The sequence below is a fragment of the Bradyrhizobium arachidis genome, from assembly GCF_015291705.1.
Classification (GTDB): Bacteria; Pseudomonadota; Alphaproteobacteria; order Rhizobiales; family Xanthobacteraceae; genus Bradyrhizobium; species Bradyrhizobium arachidis.
This window is the reverse complement of sequence record NZ_CP030050.1, coordinates 9,012,310-9,026,947: the sequence shown is the minus strand read 5'-3', so window position 1 is coordinate 9,026,947 and position 14,638 is coordinate 9,012,310. Positions and strand designations below refer to the sequence as shown.

Genomic DNA, 14,638 nt, shown 5'->3' with positions numbered 1-14,638 from the left:
AGGGATCGAGGACCGGCCACCGCGTGGCAGTCGCCTCGAATCCCGCATTTCAAGAACCCTGCCTTTATAGAGCAGATGCGGCCGAGCGAAAGTATGATCCGCATTGCAAATTCGCGGTAAATTTGACGCATCCTGGTGGTGGACGCCGGCGGGCGAACCGACTAAGCCGACCCTTTGTGGCGGGCGGTCGGGCGGGCACCTCACATGCTGGGCATTCACGAGATCTGGCTTTTCATCCTGGCGGGCATAGTGCTCAACATCACCCCGGGCCCGGATACGGTCTATGTGATCGGCCGCAGCATGCAGATGGGCTGGCGGGGTGGCGCCGCGGCCGCGCTTGGCATCAGCTGCGGCTGCTTTTTCCATGTCGCGGGCGCCGCGATCGGCCTTTCGGCCTTGCTGATGGCCTCGTCCACCGCATTCTCGCTCGTGAAGCTGGTCGGCGCGGCCTATCTCATCGTCACCGGGCTTCAAATGTTGTGGGCGCGCCCGGTGCTGGCGACGGCCATCGACGAGCCGGCGCGGAGCTCGCTGCGACTTGTGTTCCTCCAGGGCGTCTTCACCAATGCGCTCAATCCCAAGGTCGCGCTGTTCTTCCTGGCTTTCCTGCCGCAATTCGTCGCAGCCGATTCCGCCCACAAGCCGCTCGCCTTCCTGACGCTCGGCCTGATCTTCATCTCGACGGGAACGCTGTGGTGCCTGGTGCTGGCCGCTTTCGCCGCCAAGGCCGCGCATCGCTTGCGCAGCTCCGAAGGCGCGATCGCCTGGGTCAACCGCGCGCTCGGCGGCCTCTTCATCTATCTCGGCATCCGCGTCGCCATGCTGGAGACGCGGTAGATCGTTCGAACGAATGACATTGCGTAGGGTGGGCAAAGGCGCAGAGCGCCGTGCCCGCCATTTGGCGATCCGGACGGTCAGGAATGGTGGGCACGCTTCGCTTTGCCCACCCTACGATCTCTATGAGCCGAAATCGTAGACCTCAGGCGAACTCTTTCAGCAGCGCGCCGCCGACGAGATAAAGCCCCAGCAAAATCATCGCGATCAAAAACCAGCGGCGGAACGCTTCTGCCGGCATCCGCGCCCGCACCGACTGGCCGACGAACATGCCGGCAAAGGCCATCGCCATCGCGACGGCGCCCGGCACGGCATTGGCCGGTGTCAGCAATCCACCGGCGGTGAGATTGAAGGCGAGCGCCAGCGTCGCGGTGGTGAAGAACACGCCGAGCGCCTGCACCAGTTCGTCCTTCTCCATGCCGATCGCCTGCATGAACGGCATCGAGGGGATCACCTGCACGCCCGTCGAGGCCGAGATCACGCCGGTGATGAGGCCGACCACGCCGCCGACCCATTTCTCGTTCTGCGGCGCGACGTGGAACTTGAATTTGCTGAGACCGATGATCGCGTAGATCACCAACAGGACGCCAAGCACCACGGTGCCGTAGCGTGCATGGGGGCCGGTGAGCGCGCCGGCATTGAGCCAGCAGCCGACCACGGTGCCGATCATCAGCGGCCATAGCCGCTTCAGGATGTCGCGCAAATAAGGGCCGACAAAAGTCTGCCAGATGTTGGTGACGATGGCGGGCACGATCACGATGGCGATCGCGCGGCTGGGCGTCATGCTCACCGCAAGCAGGCCCATGGAGACGGTCGGCAGGCCGAGCCCGACCACGCCCTTGACGAATCCGGCGATCAGGAACACGGCGGCGATGACGATGAGAAGCGGGTCGATCATGTCGGACACATTGACCGAAGCTGCATCCCGGCACAATCTGGAGGTTCCGGAGATAGCCTTCGTCTGCTACGAAGTCTGGAGCACGATCCGGAAAAGTGTGCAGCGGTTTTCCGAAAGATCGTGCTCAATCAACAAGGTTGGAGACCTGCCATGCGTTTTGATCTCGTCGATCTCCAGCTCTTCATCGCGGTCGCCGATCAGCGCAGCATCACCCGCGGCGCCGAGCGGTCGCACCTGGCGCTGGCCTCCGCGAGCGCCCGCATCAAGGGGCTCGAGGATGCGCTTGGCGTCGCCCTGCTCAAGCGCGGGCGGCGCGGCGTCGAATTGACCGCAGCCGGCGAGAGCCTGCTTGACCATGCGCGGCTCGTCATCCACCAGATCGACGCCATGCGCGGCGATCTCGCCGGCTTTGCCAGCGGCGTGCGCGCCAGCGTGCATTTTCTCGTCAACACCTCGGGGCTGTCGGAGCATCTGCCGAAGGCGCTGGCCGGATTCCTGCACGAGCATCGCGATGTCGCCGTCGACATCGAGGAGCGCGAAAGCACCGATATCGCGGCCGCGATCACCGCGGGCGCCGCCGATCTCGGCTTTGCCGCCGAGCATGCGCTGCCTGATCATATCGAGCGCTTCGTCTTCAGCGAGGATCATTTGACGCTGGTGACGTCGCGGCGCGGCCCGTTCGCGGGCCGCCGCCAGATCGACTTCCAGGAGACGGGCGCGTGCGATTTCGTCGGGCTCACCAGCGCCACCGCGCTCCAGATGCACATTTCGAAGCACGCCGCCCGGCTCGGCATGCGCCCGCATTATCGCGCGCGCATGCGCGATTTCGACGCGATCTGCCAGATGGTCGCCGCCGACGTCGGCGTGGCCCTGGTGCCGATCTCCGCCGCCCGCCGCTGCGCCAAGCTGATGCCGCTCGCCATGGTCCGCCTGCGCGATGCCTGGGCCAACCGCAAGCTCGTGATCTGCGCCCGCAGCTTCAAGGCGCTGCCAAGGCCGGCCAAGATGCTGGTGGAGCATTTGCGGGCGGAGGCGGTGTGAGGAGGCTGTTGCTGCGAACTGGCGTGAGCTCGCATCGTGGCCGCAAGCTCAACTGCGCTCCCTCCCCCCTTGCGGGGGAGGGCGGGGGAGAGGGGTGGCCCAGCAAAAGGTGTGACTGTCGTGAAGAAGTTTCTTTGCGCGATCGATGGAGTCCCCGTGTGAACCCCTCCCTAGCCCTCCCCCGCAAGGGGGGAGGGAACGCACCTGTCGCGTTGTGAGAGATCGGCTCTCCCCCTCCAGGGGAGGGTAAGAGAAAGCTACTTCGCCGTCTCGACCCCGGCGTCCTTGATCACCTGCGCCCACTTCTTCGTCTCGTCGGCAATGAAGGCGCGAAAATGCTCCGGCTCATCGCCGACAAGCGTCGCGCCTTGCGCGGCGAGCTTCTCCTTCACTGCGGGATCCGCCATGGCCTTGGTCGCGAGGCCATGCAGCGCCGTGACGATCTCCTTCGGCGTGCCCTTGGGCGCCACCATGCCGTACCAGTTCTCGATGCGAAGGTCGGGAAAGCCCGCTTCCTTGGTGGTCGGCACGTCGGGCGCGGTCGGCGCGCGCTCGACTGATCCGACGGCAATCGGCTTCAACGCGCCGGCCTTGACCTGCGGCAGCAAGACGGGGAGATCGAGGAACGTCATCTGCACCTGCTGGCCCAGGAGATCGTTCACGGCCGGAGCGGCGCCGCGATAGGGCACATGCACGATGTCGATCTTCGCTGTGAGCTTGAACAGTTCACCGGCAAGATGCGGCAGGCTGCCGGGACCGGAGGAGGCGAAGTTGAGCTTTCCGGGCTGCGCCTTGGCGAGCGCGATCAGCTCGCCGATGTCTTTCACGGGCACGTTGGTGGCGACGACAAGCATTTCCGGCACGGTCGCAACCAGCGTCACCGGCGTGAGGTCGGTTTGGGTGTCGTAGGCGACGCGCTCCATGCTCGGGCTGATCGCGAGCGCGCCGGCCGAGGAGATCGCGATGGTGTAGCCGTCGGGCGCGGCCTTGGACACCGCGTCGGTGCCGAGCACGCCGCCCTGGCCGCCGCGATTGTCGATCAGCACCGGCTGGCCCGACAGCTCCGACATGCGCTGGCCGATCACACGGGCGATGATGTCATTGGGACCGCCGGCCGGAAACGGCACGATCAGCTTGATCGGTTTTGCGGGAAAATTCTGCGCCGATGCCAATGACGGCAATAGCAGCAATAATCCAACGAGCAGCCTGCGTGAGATGGTCATGCAAGCCTCCCGCTCGCGTTTGTTATTGGTTGAGCAGCCTCAAGGCTTCTTCGTGAACTCTTGCGTCGCCGGCGGCAACGATGCGGCCGCCGCCCTGCGCCGGCTTGCCTTCCCAGGTGGTGACGACGCCGCCGGCGCCAGTCACGATCGGGATCAGGGCCGCGATGTCGTAAGGTTTCAGCTCGGTCTCGACCACGAGGTCGACATGGCCGGCCGCCAGCATGCAATAGGAGTAGCAGTCGCCGCCATAGCGCGACAGCCGTGCGCCCTGCTCGATGCGGCCGAAAATGGCGCGGTCGCGCTCGTTCATCAGCAGCGGAGAGGTGGTGTAGGTGGTCGCCTCCGACAGCGAGGCGCAGCGGCGGACCTGGAGCCGGCGCTCGCCGGAGGGGCCCTTGTAGTTCGCCGAGCCGTTGTCGCCGGAAAAGCGTTCGCCGATGAAGGGCTGGTGCATCATGCCGTAGACCGGCGTGCCCTTGTGCAGCAGCGCGATCAGCGTGCCCCAGATCGGAAAGCCGCCGATGAAGGATTTCGTGCCGTCGATGGGGTCGAGCACCCAGACATAGTCGGCGTCCTCGCGCTCATTGCCGAATTCCTCGCCGACGATGCCGTGCTGGGGGAAGCTGGCCTTGATCAGCCGCCGCATCACCGCCTCGGCGGCGCGGTCGGCTTCGGTGACGGGGTCGAAATCCTTGGTCTTGCTCTTGTCGTCGATCGACAGCGAGGTGCGGAAGAACGGCAAGATGGTCTCGCCGGAGGCGGTGGCGAGCCGTCCGATGAAGGCGGAGAAGTCGATCACCGTCACGGCGTATCCTCAAAGCGAAAGTCGGATGAAGCTTCCACCTGCCTAGCTCAAATCGCCTCTCGCGTGCAGCGCTGTCTTGATTTGGCCCCTGGTATTTTGAATGCCGCGGGCGGCTGCCTCAGCTCAGTCATATCCTGGCCAAATATCGATCACGGAGTTGAAAACTTAGTTCCGAGCATGCCTTGTTCGTATGCAAACGACTATCAACCCATTGAAATTCCTTATCAAAGAAACTGAATCTGGGTTTCTCTTAAAGCAATTGAGCCATGTGCATATTGCATGGGAAATGGCTCAAAAGCCCTTGCACTTTGTGCGGCGCGGCCGCATATTGTTGCGGTGCGGTAGCGCTCTGCGTTACCGCTGCCCTCCTTGGGCGTTTCCTCCCTAGACTTGGGCCGCTTCTTCATTAGAAGCGGCCCTTTTTTCTTGCCGCCTCCGTTTTCATTTTGGCGCGCGCAAGCGGCGAAGCGAAAACGCATTCGCGCCCATCGCGCACGGCGCGATCGTCCAAAGAAAAAGCTGTCGTCTATTCCGCTGCGGCCTGGAACGGGCCGAGATCGCCGAACGGAATCGTCGTCGCCAGCACGTCGGCAAGCACGCCGAAGTCGGAAGCGACTTGCGCAAAGCGCGGGCTGCGCTCGCGCCGCCGCTCGTCCATGTAGATCGCGCGATTGAGCTCGAGCTGCACGGCGTGCAGGCCGCTTGCGGGATTGCCGTAATGCTCGGTGATGAAGCCGCCGGCATAGGGCTTGTTGCGGCCGATCGAATAGCCGAGCCCGCCCAGGGTCTCCTCGACCCGGTCAGGCAAGAGCGGCGTGCAGCTGGTGCCGTAGCGGTCGCCGATCACGACGTCGGGCCGGCGCGGCTCGTCTCTGCTGACGCCGACCGACGGCATCGAATGGCAATCGACCAGCACCACGGTGCCGAACATCTGATGCACCTTGTTGATCAGCCGACGCAGCGCGCGGTGATAGGGCTTGTAGAGCGTCTCGATCCGCGCCAGCGCATCGTCGACCAGGATCCGTTCGCGGTAGATCTCCTGGCCGTCGCCGACCACGCGCGGAATGGTCCCGAGGCCACCCGCGACCCGCATCGAACGGGTGTTGGCGAAGCTCGGCAGGCGGCCGGTGAACATGCGCGGATCGAGCTCATAGGGCTCGCGATTGACGTCGACATAGGAGCGGGGAAAGTTGACCCGCACGGTCGGAAAGCCGCGCGTGCTCAGATGGCCGATCAGCTCGTCCATGAAGGAATCTTCGGAGCGCCGCAGCGTCGTCAGGTCGATCCGCGAGGCGCTGAGGAATTCGTCCGGATAGGTCGAGCCGGAATGGGGCGAGTTGAAGATGATTGGCGCGCGCCATGCGGCGGGCTCCACGATCTCGAAGGCTGGCGACACCTCGCCGTCAAACCGCGTCATCTTCTCAGGCTTCGTCCCTTCGCCGCACGATCCGGGCCCCGGATCGAATGATTCGGCCGGTCGACCGGCTCTTATGTGTCGTCATTGTCCGGAATCGCAACCATTCTGCCAAGCGAAAAGATGTGACGGGCGCTGGAACTTGTCTTAACCGTGCGGGCATCGAGGTGGGGATCGGCTCCGTCGGCTCGATTGATTCGCAGCCCGTTCGGGTTCACAAGGAGCGGGCAGCGCGAGCCGGCGCGGGTTAAGATTTTCACCCCAAATTTACCCTCTGTCGGGCTTAGTGAGCTCTGCTGATATCCTCTGGGGATTCGACGTTTCCTGCCATGCCAAAGATCCTGCTCGCCGAAGACGACAACGATATGCGCCGTTTCCTGGTCAAGGCGCTGGAAAATGCCGGTTTTCAGGTCTCGTCCCATGACAACGGTATGGCCGCCTATCAGCGGCTCCGCGAAGAGCCGTTCGAGATGCTGCTGACCGACATCGTGATGCCGGAAATGGACGGCATTGAGCTCGCCCGCCGGGCTTCGGAACTCGATCCCGACATCAAGATCATGTTCATCACCGGCTTTGCGGCGGTCGCCCTGAACTCGGATTCGGACGCCCCCAAGAACGCCAAGGTGCTGTCCAAGCCTGTGCATCTGCGCGAATTGGTCAGCGAAGTGAACAAGATGCTGGCGGCCTAAATCGGGCCTGTTCCGTCCTTGCGCCGGGTCCCCTGAGCCGTTATAGGGACCCCACCCGACGTAAGTGGACTATTAGGGCACGTAGCTCAGCGGGAGAGCACTACCTTGACATGGTAGGGGTCACAGGTTCGATCCCTGTCGTGCCCACCACGCTTCGCCTTCGGCTTCGCGTGGCACAGCCTGGAAAATCACGGCGAAGCGTGTCCGGCGTAGCTCGGAGAGCGTAGACGGACTGGCGCGCCTTGGAACGTGCCCATACACCAAGCATTGTTCCGCCATGCCCAAAACCTTCAAGCGCGGCGATCACGTCAGCTGGAATTCCGAGGCCGGCCGGGTGCGCGGCCATATCCTGCGCGTCCACACCGGGGACGTCGACTACAAGGGCTACACGCACCACGCGAGCCCGGACGATCCGCAATACGAGATCAAGAGCGACAAGACCGACCACGTCGCCCTGCACAAGGGCCGGGCGTTGCGGCTGCTGCGCAGCTGAGCGGCACAAGCCCGTGGCCGGATCGCGCTCCGCGCCATCCGGGCTACGATGCCCCTCCGGGATCTCCGACTATTTCAGTTCCGTATTCGCGACCGGCATGATTGAGGCGACGTGCCAGCCGTTCGCGTCCTGAACATAGGTCTGGCTGATCAGAAACGTATTCTGCTGGGGCGGTTTGCCCGGAAGCGCGCGCGTGAAAACGATGGGGACGAGGATCTGCATGACCTCGTTCGAGAGCACGGCGACGTGGAATTTCGACATGTCGGGCTCGAGGTGCCAGGTGCCCTCGTAATAGGTCTTGAACCGGGCCGCGACGTCATCGCGGCCGCGCGTCTCGATGCCTCTGGCAAACAACAGCGTTCCGGGCGAATTCAGCAGCATGGCCTTTACCGCGTCCGCATCATGCGCATTCTGCGCCGCGATGAATTTTTCGAAGATGGCTCGTGCCTCGGCGTCATTTGCGGCGGCGCGCGCGCTTCCGGGCGACCAGAACGTTGCAGCGAGAAACAGCGCCGCAGTCACCGCCATAACGCGTCGTGAAGATCGTCGTGGCCTGATGGTGCTGGGAGACGTTTCGGGCCGGGTCATGTTCACCTCTGGTCATTGGCAAGCATCGTTTGAATGGTGATCGACATACCATCGATGGCTGCGGCCGCGTTTTCAGAATTGCACGATCGGCGGCAGCGCCGAGATCACGGAAGGGTTAGTCGCGGCCATCGGATGTCGTGGCACGCACCAGGCAAGCTCGCCTCCAACGCGAAGTTGAGCTATCGTCCGGTGGCTCTATCCGGGGTACGATCTCCCTTCAGACAACGAGGCCGCCCATGAGCGTGTCCGTCATCGAGCAAGCAAAGATCCAGGCGCAGGTGCTGGTGCCGCTGGTCAAGGCGCTGCAGGCCGAACTCGGCGAGGCAAGCGCCAACGCGCTGGTTCGCAAGGCGCTCGGCGATCTCTATCGTGGCTTCGGCGAGGAGTTCTGGAAGGCGAAGAACGAAGCCGATCTCGGCAAGGCCGTGTCTTCGGCGTTCAGGACTTACGCCCGCGACGACGCGCTCGCCTATGACGTGATCGAGCAGACGCCGGACGCCTTTGCGTTCGACGTGACGCGCTGCGCCTATGCCGAGTTCTACAAGGCGCTCGGTGAGCCCGAGCTCGGCTTCCTCTTGGTCTGCACCGCGGACTTTGCGACCGCGGAAGGGTTCGGCCCCGACGTCAAGCTCACGCGCACCCAGACGATCATGCAAGGCGCGCCTCATTGCAATTTCCGCTACCGGCGCGATGGAGGCAAGACACAGTGAAGGGACTGCAAATGACGCGGTTGAGCTGTCTGGCCGCGGCGGTGCTGGCGCTGTTGGCGCCGCGCGCCGAGGCTGCGATCATCGACTGGCAAGCCGAGCTCCAGCGCTGCCGCGAGCTGCGGCAGAACGTGGCGCCGCTGCTTCAGGCCGGCGAGGGGATATCCGCCGTCGGCCGCTCCAACAGGTCCGTCCGTCGCTGCATCTGGATCCAGCGCATCGCGGTGCGCAAGAAAATACCGGGGGCGGAGGTGTGGTAGGCAGCCTGGCGCCCCCGAAGATCATGGCCCCGCCGTGACGAAGGCCGAGATGATCGTGCCATCGCTGCCAAGCGTAATGTGCCAGTGTGATGCGGCACCACCCTGGTGCCAGACCGAATAGACGTCCTGGCCTTGCGCGCCGACACCGAGAAATTCGATCGACGTGATCGGACCCATATCGGCGAGGCCGGGCTGCAGACGCGGCAATTGCTTGCGGGTGAGTTCAGCCAGAGCTGCGCTCATCTCGCCATAGTTGGGCTGGCCCGCTGCGAGGCTCTCGACGAGACGACGAAGCGCAGCGGCGCTGCCGGGATTGGCGGACCGGCTGCTCATGCGCGTCTCGATCGCGCGCTGGAGCTCTTGTGCTGCGGCTGCGTCGATGCGTTGCATGGTGTGGTCGTTGCCATGCTGGTGCAGGATCACGGCCGTCGGAATCCCGTCCGGTCCGAGGGTAAAACGAAACGCGACCTCGATATCCCGCGCGACGAATTCCGTTTCACTCACCGCGTAATAGGCAACCGAGCCTTGGCCGGTCAGCCGTGCCGAGAGATGGTCATCGTCACGCGTGATGGTGAAGACAGCGCCATGGAATTGATAGCTTCCGGCATAGCGATCCAGAGTCGCTTGCGGCAACTGAATCTCCTTGGCTTTCGAGCCGGATTGATCCGAACCATCGACTGTTCTGCCCGCCTCGTTATTGCGGTCCGGGCCGGGTTGCTCCGCCGAGCGGATTCTGGCGGCCAGCACATTCCAATCGGACAAGCCCAACATCTTCGCGACGAGCTCGAGGCTCTCGCTGACGGTGAGGGAGACTGATCGGGTGCTGCTGAGGGCTTCGCGAAGCGTTTGCGCCATGACCTTGGCGTCGCGGAAATCGCGCATCTTCTATTCCTTTGCGATATGAACGGAGAATGTCAGGGCTTGCGTTACTGACCCGTTCGCTCGAGCAAAGGAAGCGTGCGGCGGTCTGATACACTTCACCATACCCCGAAGGGCGCAAGCGGCAGGCGGTATCTACCTGGCAAAAATTGTGCTTGAGAGCCTCGTGATTGTCAACCGGTCATCGATCTCGCGATAAAGCTGTGTCACTCATGGCTCCAATTGATGCAGGCACGCGCATAAGCATTCTTGATGTTGGTCAGCTCTTGACCGTCCGAAGCAGCATCTCCTTCAATCCGGTTGGATAGAGGCTCGGCCCGCCCTCCGCGTCGAGATCGGCGAGGTTGAACCAGCGCGCGACGATTTGCTCTCCATTATCCTCGCGAAAGTCGATGCGGTCCTCGCCGCCGAACGCGCCGTCGGGGAACGTGACCTCCGCAACGAACATCACCTCGTGTCCGGTCGATCCCTCGTGCGCGAAAATGTTCTCCATCACCAGCGGCTCGCTCGTGATGGTGACGTCGATACCGAGCTCTTCGTTGAATTCGCGCACGAGCGCCGTCCGCCAGCTCTCGCCGAACTCGATCGCGCCGCCGAGCGGGCGCACGCCCTTGATCCGCCCCGCATCGTCCCGCACTTCCGCCGCCAACAGCAGCCCGTCCCGCCAGTGCAGGCCGATCGCGACGACGCGGATGTGAGGGTGAGGCCGCCATGTGGTCATGGGGCATGGTTAGTCGGCTTCGGGCGCTTTCGCAATCGGGGCGCGCCGGCCCAAAGCTTTCATCATGTCACCCCTTGACCGCGCCGGCGGTGAGCCCGGAGACGAGATAGCGCCGCACTGCGAGCGAGAAGATCAGCACCGGGGCCATCACCAGCGAGCCGCCGGCGGCGATCTTGCCCCATTCCCAGCCCTCGTAGTTCATGAAGTTGACGACCGCGACCGGCGCGGTGCGCGCATTGGTCCGGGTCAGGATCAGCGCGAAGAAGAAATCGTTCCAGGCGTAGAGGAAGCACAGGATCGCGGTCGCGGCGATGCCCGGCGTCACCATCGGCAGCACGATCTTGGTGAACACCGTGCGCGTCCGCGCGCCGTCGACGAGGGCTGCCTCCTCCAGCGAGACCGGGATGGTGTCGAAGAACGGCTGCATCATCCAGATCACCAGCGGCAGATTGAAGCTGGTGTAGACCAGCACGAGGCCGGTGATGGTGTCGAGCAGCCCGATCCAGCGGTAGAACAGGAAGAAGGGAATCGTGAACGCGATCGGCGGCGCCATGCGCGTCACCAGGATCGCAAAGGAAAGCGCATGCTTGCCGCGTCCGGCCCAGCGCGACAGCGCGTAGGCGGCAGGCACGCCGAACAGCAGCGCCAGCGCGGTCGAGAGCGAGGCGCTGAGCAGGCTGTTGACGAAGGAGGCCGAGAACGCGCTGTGCCAGAGCGAGATGTAGTTCTCAAGCGTCGGCGTGAAGATCAAAGGTGGCGGGAATTGCAGGATCTGATCGTTGGTCTTGAAGCTCATCTGCAACAGCCACAGGAACGGCGAGAGCAGGATCAGCAGCGTGACTGTGATCGCGACCAGCCGACCGGGCGTGGCCTTGCGGAAGGAGGATTCGCTCATGCCAGCGCCTCCTTGCGCCGGCCCATCCAGACCAGGCCCAGGCTGATGCCGCAGACAAGCAGCAGCATCACCACGGTGACAGCGCTCGAATAGCCGATCTCGTTGGTGTCGAAGGCGAGAAGGTACGCATAGTAGTTCGTGACTTCAGTGACGGTGCCTGGCCCGCCGCCGGTCAGGAGGAAGATCAGCGGAAATGCCTTCACGCTGTCGATCAGGCGGAACATGCCTGAGATCACCAGGATCGGCGTGATGAAGGGCAGCGTCACGTACCAGAAGATCTGAAGCTTGCTCGCGCCGTCGACGAGGGCTGCTTCCGAATATTCATCCGGAATGGTCTGGAGCGCCGCGAGCACCATCAGGAAGGTGAAGGGCAGCCATTCCCAGGTGTCGGCGATGATGATCGCGGTCAGCGCGAAGTCGACGCTGGAGGTCAGCGCCGGCAGGGTGAAATGCAGCGCCTGCGCCGCATAATAGAGCGGGCTGATGTCGGGCGCGTAGATCAGCTTCCAGATCACCGCGACCACGATCGGCGGCAGCACCATCGGTATCAGGAAGAAGGTGCGCGCGAACTCGACGAAGCGCGACGGCACGTTCAGCAGCAGCGCCAGCAGCATGCCGAGCAGCACCTGGAACAGCACGCTCGCGACCGAGAGCTTGGCCTGCACGGCCAGCGAGTTGACGAAGCGGGGGTCGCCCGGCAGCAGGGCATAGTTGCGGAACGGATCGCTGAAATCGGTGGCCGAGCCCGGCGTCGTCAGCTGGAACGGCGTCAGACTCGTTACGATAAGATAGATCGCCGGCAGCACCGCCACCGCGAACAGCACGATCAGGCTCGGGGTGAGCGCGAAGGCGATGAACCTTCGGCGCTCCAAGTCAATTCCACTCTCGGCCAATTCCGCTCTCGCTCAAAGCTTTGTCCCGGCACGGCGGAGTGCGGCGATGGCCTGATCTTGCGCTGCGTTCATCGCGTCCTTGGCCGGCAACTGGCCGGTGGCGACCTGCTCGAACGCCTTGTTGAGGACATCGCCGACGATGGGGAACTCCTTCGACGTACGATAGGCCATGTAGTTCTCGCCCTTGCCCGGCAGCTCCAGCACCTCGAGATAGAGCGCGCCAAGGTCCTGGCCGTTGACCGTGTTGAGCTTGCGATAATCGTCGCTGGTGATGATCGAGCGCCGGCACACCGAGGAGTGACCATGCTCCTTGACGAGCTTCATCGAGATCTCGGGCGACAGCGCCCATTTGATGAATTCCCACGCCGCCTTCTGGTTCTTGGCGTTCTTGGGAATGCCGAGCCCCTGGCTATTCGAGGCTGGGTAGTCGTGCACGGGGCCGGCGGGCGAGCGCACCACGCGCGAGGTCTCCTTCACCTTGCTCTCGTCGGAGAGCAGGATCGGCGTCACCCAGGCGCTGGAATGGATGAAGATGTTGGCGCGGCCGGTCAGCATCGCCTGCCGGGCCTGGTCCTCAGTGTAGGTCAGACCGCCCTTGGGCGCGCTCTTCAGGAGGTTCGCGTAGAACTCGACGCCCTGAATGGCCTCCGGCGTGTTCAACGCTGGCATCGGGTCGCCGGGCGGATTCCTGAAGATGTTGCCGCCAAAGCCCTGGATGTAGGGCGGCAGGTTCCAGTTGTGCAGGAACCACGACACCAGGCCGCTGACGCCATCGGTGCCGTTGATCTCGGCGCAGACCTGCTGAAGCTCGGCGAAGGTCTTGGGGATCTTCAGCCCCTTCTTCTCCATCAGGTCCATGCGCGACAGACCCATCAGCATCGCGCCGCCTTCCCAAGAGTAGCCGTAGGTCGCACCCTTGGCGTCGCGATAGGGCACCTGCGCGCCGTCGACGAAGTCTTTCGGATTCCAGTCGGCAGGCGTCAGATTGGCATCGCCCGTGAACTCGTCGAGGTTGGCGAGCAGGCCGGCCGCGATCCAGCGGGTCGCGAGCGTGAAGGTGACGTTGACGAAATCATAGGCCGAACCGCCCGAGGACAATTCGAGATTGGCCTGCTGGTTGTAGACGGGCAGCGCGGAGAGCTGGAGGTCGACCTTCATGCCGGTCTTTTCCTCGAACTCGGGAATGTATTTCTGCAGCAGCGTGAAGAAGCGGTGCTGGAACGAGGCGCCGTGCAAGGTGACGCCGGCAAACGGTTTTGTCTGTGCGATCAGCGGTGCGGGGAATGCCGCGAGCGCGGCAGTCGCGGCGCTGGCCTTGAGCAATTTACGGCGGGTGAGCGAACTCGCGCGCGATGCGGTCTTCATGTTTGTCTCCCTCGATTATTGTTTGCCGGTGTCAACGCGCCCGTCTGGGGCGGGCGTTCTCGTCCTCGGCGTCCTTTTTCTTCTGGCGCGACATGGCCGTGACGATGTTTCCTTCGGTGAGATCCATCAGCTTGTGCATGGCCTGGCGCGCACCGTCCGGATTGCGCGCCCAGATCTCGTCGAGCACGGCGCGATGATAGGGCAGGCTCTTGCGCGGCGCGCCGGGATTGGTGCTCGACAGGTTGAATGACATCCGCAGGGCCGCGGCCACTGTCGCGCCGAAGGCGATCAGAAAATCGTTGCCGGTGGCGATCAGGATGCCGCGGTGAAACTGCAAATCCGGCTCGGCATAGGCGGCGCGGTCCATGCCGGCTGCGTCCATGCCGCGATAGGCGCGCTCGATCCGGGCAAAATCCTCGTCGGTGCCGCGCAGCGCGCAGATCGCGCAGGCCTCGGGCTCGACGATGCGGCGGACCTCCATGATCTGCTTGGCGAACTCCTGCGTCGGCAAGGCCGACAGCGTCCAGTTCAAGAGCTCCTCGTCGAGCATGTTCCAGTCGAAGCGCGCGCGGACATGCGTGCCGGCCTTCTGCTTCGAGGCGATCAGGCCTTTCGCCTTCAGCAGCGACAGCGCCTCGCGGATCGAGGCGCGGCTGACATCGAAGCGCGACGCCAGCTCGATCTCGCGCGGTAGCGTCGTGCCCTCGCGCCACACGCCGGTCAGGATCAGCCGCGCCACCTCGCGGGCGACCTGGGCGCTCGATTGCGCGCTGTCCTTGCTAGGAGATTTTGCCACGTTGATCCCGGTTTCGTGGAATTAAATGTCTGATTTATTGCACGTGCGAATGGGGCGGCCACAGAAATTATGGCCTATATCCGCAGGATAATCCTGGAGGCTGCGGTTTGACAAGAATTATTATGTCAGACATATTT

General features: G+C 63.6%; 18 protein-coding genes and 1 tRNA gene. 7 read left to right on the top strand and 12 right to left on the bottom strand.

Annotated elements, in window-relative coordinates; translation table 11 throughout:
• Positions 1–204 precede the first annotated feature (204 nt).
• Complete coding sequence (locus WN72_RS42675; RefSeq protein ID WP_092215685.1) at positions 205–837, top strand: LysE family translocator; 633 nt, start codon at positions 205–207, stop codon at positions 835–837.
• Between the two features lie 142 nt (positions 838–979).
• Here WN72_RS42675 and WN72_RS42670 read toward each other — a convergent pair whose 3' ends face one another.
• Positions 980–1,732: a sulfite exporter TauE/SafE family protein gene (locus tag WN72_RS42670; protein ID WP_092215687.1), complete on the bottom strand. Its 753-nt coding sequence runs from the start codon at positions 1,730–1,732 to the stop codon at positions 980–982.
• A 150-nt stretch (positions 1,733–1,882) separates the two neighbouring features.
• On the opposite strand from WN72_RS42670, the gene WN72_RS42665 reads away from it, so the two are divergent.
• Positions 1,883–2,773 (top strand): LysR substrate-binding domain-containing protein, encoded by an 891-nt coding sequence (locus tag WN72_RS42665; protein WP_027562918.1) that lies wholly within the window; start codon positions 1,883–1,885, stop codon positions 2,771–2,773.
• Between the two features lie 257 nt (positions 2,774–3,030).
• On the opposite strand, the gene WN72_RS42660 is transcribed toward WN72_RS42665, so the two are convergent.
• The 4 genes from WN72_RS42660 to WN72_RS42645 form a co-directional block, all read right to left on the bottom strand.
• A complete protein-coding gene (locus tag WN72_RS42660) occupies positions 3,031–3,996 on the bottom strand; it encodes a Bug family tripartite tricarboxylate transporter substrate binding protein (RefSeq protein ID WP_027562919.1) in 966 nt (321 codons plus the stop codon).
• Positions 3,997–4,018: 22 nt separating this feature from the next.
• Positions 4,019–4,801, bottom strand: coding sequence for a histidinol-phosphatase (gene hisN, locus WN72_RS42655; RefSeq protein ID WP_027562920.1), 783 nt, complete (start codon positions 4,799–4,801; stop codon positions 4,019–4,021).
• Between the two features lie 224 nt (positions 4,802–5,025).
• Positions 5,026–5,280 (bottom strand): hypothetical protein, encoded by a 255-nt coding sequence (locus WN72_RS42650; RefSeq protein WP_141263227.1) that lies wholly within the window; start codon positions 5,278–5,280, stop codon positions 5,026–5,028.
• A gap of 47 nt (positions 5,281–5,327) precedes the next feature.
• Positions 5,328–6,218 (bottom strand): N-formylglutamate amidohydrolase, encoded by an 891-nt coding sequence (locus tag WN72_RS42645; RefSeq protein WP_027562921.1) that lies wholly within the window; start codon positions 6,216–6,218, stop codon positions 5,328–5,330.
• A 326-nt stretch (positions 6,219–6,544) separates the two neighbouring features.
• On the opposite strand from WN72_RS42645, the gene cpdR reads away from it, so the two are divergent.
• The 3 genes from cpdR (at position 6,545) to WN72_RS42630 (ending at position 7,397) form a co-directional block, all read left to right on the top strand.
• On the top strand, positions 6,545–6,904 hold the full coding sequence (cpdR, locus tag WN72_RS42640) for a cell cycle two-component system response regulator CpdR (RefSeq protein WP_007597092.1): 360 nt from the start codon (positions 6,545–6,547) through the stop codon (positions 6,902–6,904).
• A gap of 75 nt (positions 6,905–6,979) precedes the next feature.
• Positions 6,980–7,054 (top strand) — tRNA-Val (locus tag WN72_RS42635).
• 127 nt (positions 7,055–7,181) lie between these two features.
• Positions 7,182–7,397, top strand: coding sequence for a hypervirulence associated TUDOR domain-containing protein (locus tag WN72_RS42630; protein ID WP_092215691.1), 216 nt, complete (start codon positions 7,182–7,184; stop codon positions 7,395–7,397).
• 69 nt (positions 7,398–7,466) lie between these two features.
• Here WN72_RS42630 and WN72_RS42625 read toward each other — a convergent pair whose 3' ends face one another.
• Positions 7,467–7,985, bottom strand: a complete 519-nt coding sequence (locus WN72_RS42625; protein WP_027562923.1) for a Cif family virulence factor — start codon at positions 7,983–7,985, stop codon at positions 7,467–7,469.
• 236 nt (positions 7,986–8,221) lie between these two features.
• On the opposite strand from WN72_RS42625, the gene WN72_RS42620 reads away from it, so the two are divergent.
• Both WN72_RS42620 and WN72_RS42615 read left to right on the top strand, forming a co-directional pair.
• Positions 8,222–8,695: an L-2-amino-thiazoline-4-carboxylic acid hydrolase gene (locus tag WN72_RS42620; protein ID WP_092215693.1), complete on the top strand. Its 474-nt coding sequence runs from the start codon at positions 8,222–8,224 to the stop codon at positions 8,693–8,695.
• 11 nt (positions 8,696–8,706) lie between these two features.
• Positions 8,707–8,952 carry a hypothetical protein gene (locus WN72_RS42615; protein WP_092215830.1) on the top strand — a complete coding sequence of 82 codons (246 nt, stop codon included), beginning with the start codon at positions 8,707–8,709 and terminating at the stop codon, positions 8,950–8,952.
• A 21-nt stretch (positions 8,953–8,973) separates the two neighbouring features.
• Here WN72_RS42615 and WN72_RS42610 read toward each other — a convergent pair whose 3' ends face one another.
• From WN72_RS42610 to WN72_RS42585, 6 genes are all read right to left on the bottom strand, one after another.
• The gene (locus WN72_RS42610) at positions 8,974–9,834 is read right to left on the bottom strand and encodes a glyoxalase superfamily protein (protein WP_092215695.1); all 861 of its coding nucleotides are present in this window, start codon (positions 9,832–9,834) and stop codon (positions 8,974–8,976) included.
• 256 nt (positions 9,835–10,090) lie between these two features.
• On the bottom strand, positions 10,091–10,552 hold the full coding sequence (locus WN72_RS42605) for an NUDIX hydrolase (RefSeq protein ID WP_092215697.1): 462 nt from the start codon (positions 10,550–10,552) through the stop codon (positions 10,091–10,093).
• A 67-nt stretch (positions 10,553–10,619) separates the two neighbouring features.
• Complete coding sequence (locus WN72_RS42600) at positions 10,620–11,447, bottom strand: carbohydrate ABC transporter permease (protein ID WP_092215699.1); 828 nt, start codon at positions 11,445–11,447, stop codon at positions 10,620–10,622.
• Positions 11,444–12,319 (bottom strand): carbohydrate ABC transporter permease, encoded by an 876-nt coding sequence (locus WN72_RS42595; RefSeq protein ID WP_199820253.1) that lies wholly within the window; start codon positions 12,317–12,319, stop codon positions 11,444–11,446. The genes WN72_RS42600 and WN72_RS42595 overlap by 4 nt, the downstream gene beginning before the upstream one ends.
• A gap of 33 nt (positions 12,320–12,352) precedes the next feature.
• Positions 12,353–13,705, bottom strand: a complete 1,353-nt coding sequence (locus WN72_RS42590) for an ABC transporter substrate-binding protein (protein ID WP_092215703.1) — start codon at positions 13,703–13,705, stop codon at positions 12,353–12,355.
• A 31-nt stretch (positions 13,706–13,736) separates the two neighbouring features.
• The gene (locus WN72_RS42585) at positions 13,737–14,501 is read right to left on the bottom strand and encodes a FadR/GntR family transcriptional regulator (RefSeq protein ID WP_208617494.1); all 765 of its coding nucleotides are present in this window, start codon (positions 14,499–14,501) and stop codon (positions 13,737–13,739) included.
• Positions 14,502–14,638: the final 137 nt, after the last annotated feature.

Excerpts from the sequence above, each read along its gene's own strand:
- WN72_RS42675 (WP_092215685.1), top strand. The coding sequence starts at position 205 with ATGCTGGGCATTCACGAGATCTGGCTTTTCATCCTGGCGGGCATAGTG.
- WN72_RS42650 (WP_141263227.1), bottom strand. The coding sequence starts at position 5,280 with ATGCGTTTTCGCTTCGCCGCTTGCGCGCGCCAAAATGAAAACGGAGGC.
- WN72_RS42590 (WP_092215703.1), bottom strand. The coding sequence starts at position 13,705 with ATGAAGACCGCATCGCGCGCGAGTTCGCTCACCCGCCGTAAATTGCTC.
- WN72_RS42605 (WP_092215697.1), bottom strand. The coding sequence starts at position 10,552 with ATGACCACATGGCGGCCTCACCCTCACATCCGCGTCGTCGCGATCGGC.
- WN72_RS42630 (WP_092215691.1), top strand. The coding sequence starts at position 7,182 with ATGCCCAAAACCTTCAAGCGCGGCGATCACGTCAGCTGGAATTCCGAG.
- WN72_RS42620 (WP_092215693.1), top strand. The coding sequence starts at position 8,222 with ATGAGCGTGTCCGTCATCGAGCAAGCAAAGATCCAGGCGCAGGTGCTG.
- WN72_RS42610 (WP_092215695.1), bottom strand. The coding sequence starts at position 9,834 with ATGCGCGATTTCCGCGACGCCAAGGTCATGGCGCAAACGCTTCGCGAA.
- WN72_RS42600 (WP_092215699.1), bottom strand. The coding sequence starts at position 11,447 with ATGAGCGAATCCTCCTTCCGCAAGGCCACGCCCGGTCGGCTGGTCGCG.
- WN72_RS42645 (WP_027562921.1), bottom strand. The coding sequence starts at position 6,218 with ATGACGCGGTTTGACGGCGAGGTGTCGCCAGCCTTCGAGATCGTGGAG.
- WN72_RS42665 (WP_027562918.1), top strand. The coding sequence starts at position 1,883 with ATGCGTTTTGATCTCGTCGATCTCCAGCTCTTCATCGCGGTCGCCGAT.
- WN72_RS42670 (WP_092215687.1), bottom strand. The coding sequence starts at position 1,732 with ATGATCGACCCGCTTCTCATCGTCATCGCCGCCGTGTTCCTGATCGCC.
- WN72_RS42615 (WP_092215830.1), top strand. The coding sequence starts at position 8,707 with ATGACGCGGTTGAGCTGTCTGGCCGCGGCGGTGCTGGCGCTGTTGGCG.
- WN72_RS42625 (WP_027562923.1), bottom strand. The coding sequence starts at position 7,985 with ATGACCCGGCCCGAAACGTCTCCCAGCACCATCAGGCCACGACGATCT.
- cpdR (WP_007597092.1), top strand. The coding sequence starts at position 6,545 with ATGCCAAAGATCCTGCTCGCCGAAGACGACAACGATATGCGCCGTTTC.
- WN72_RS42660 (WP_027562919.1), bottom strand. The coding sequence starts at position 3,996 with ATGACCATCTCACGCAGGCTGCTCGTTGGATTATTGCTGCTATTGCCG.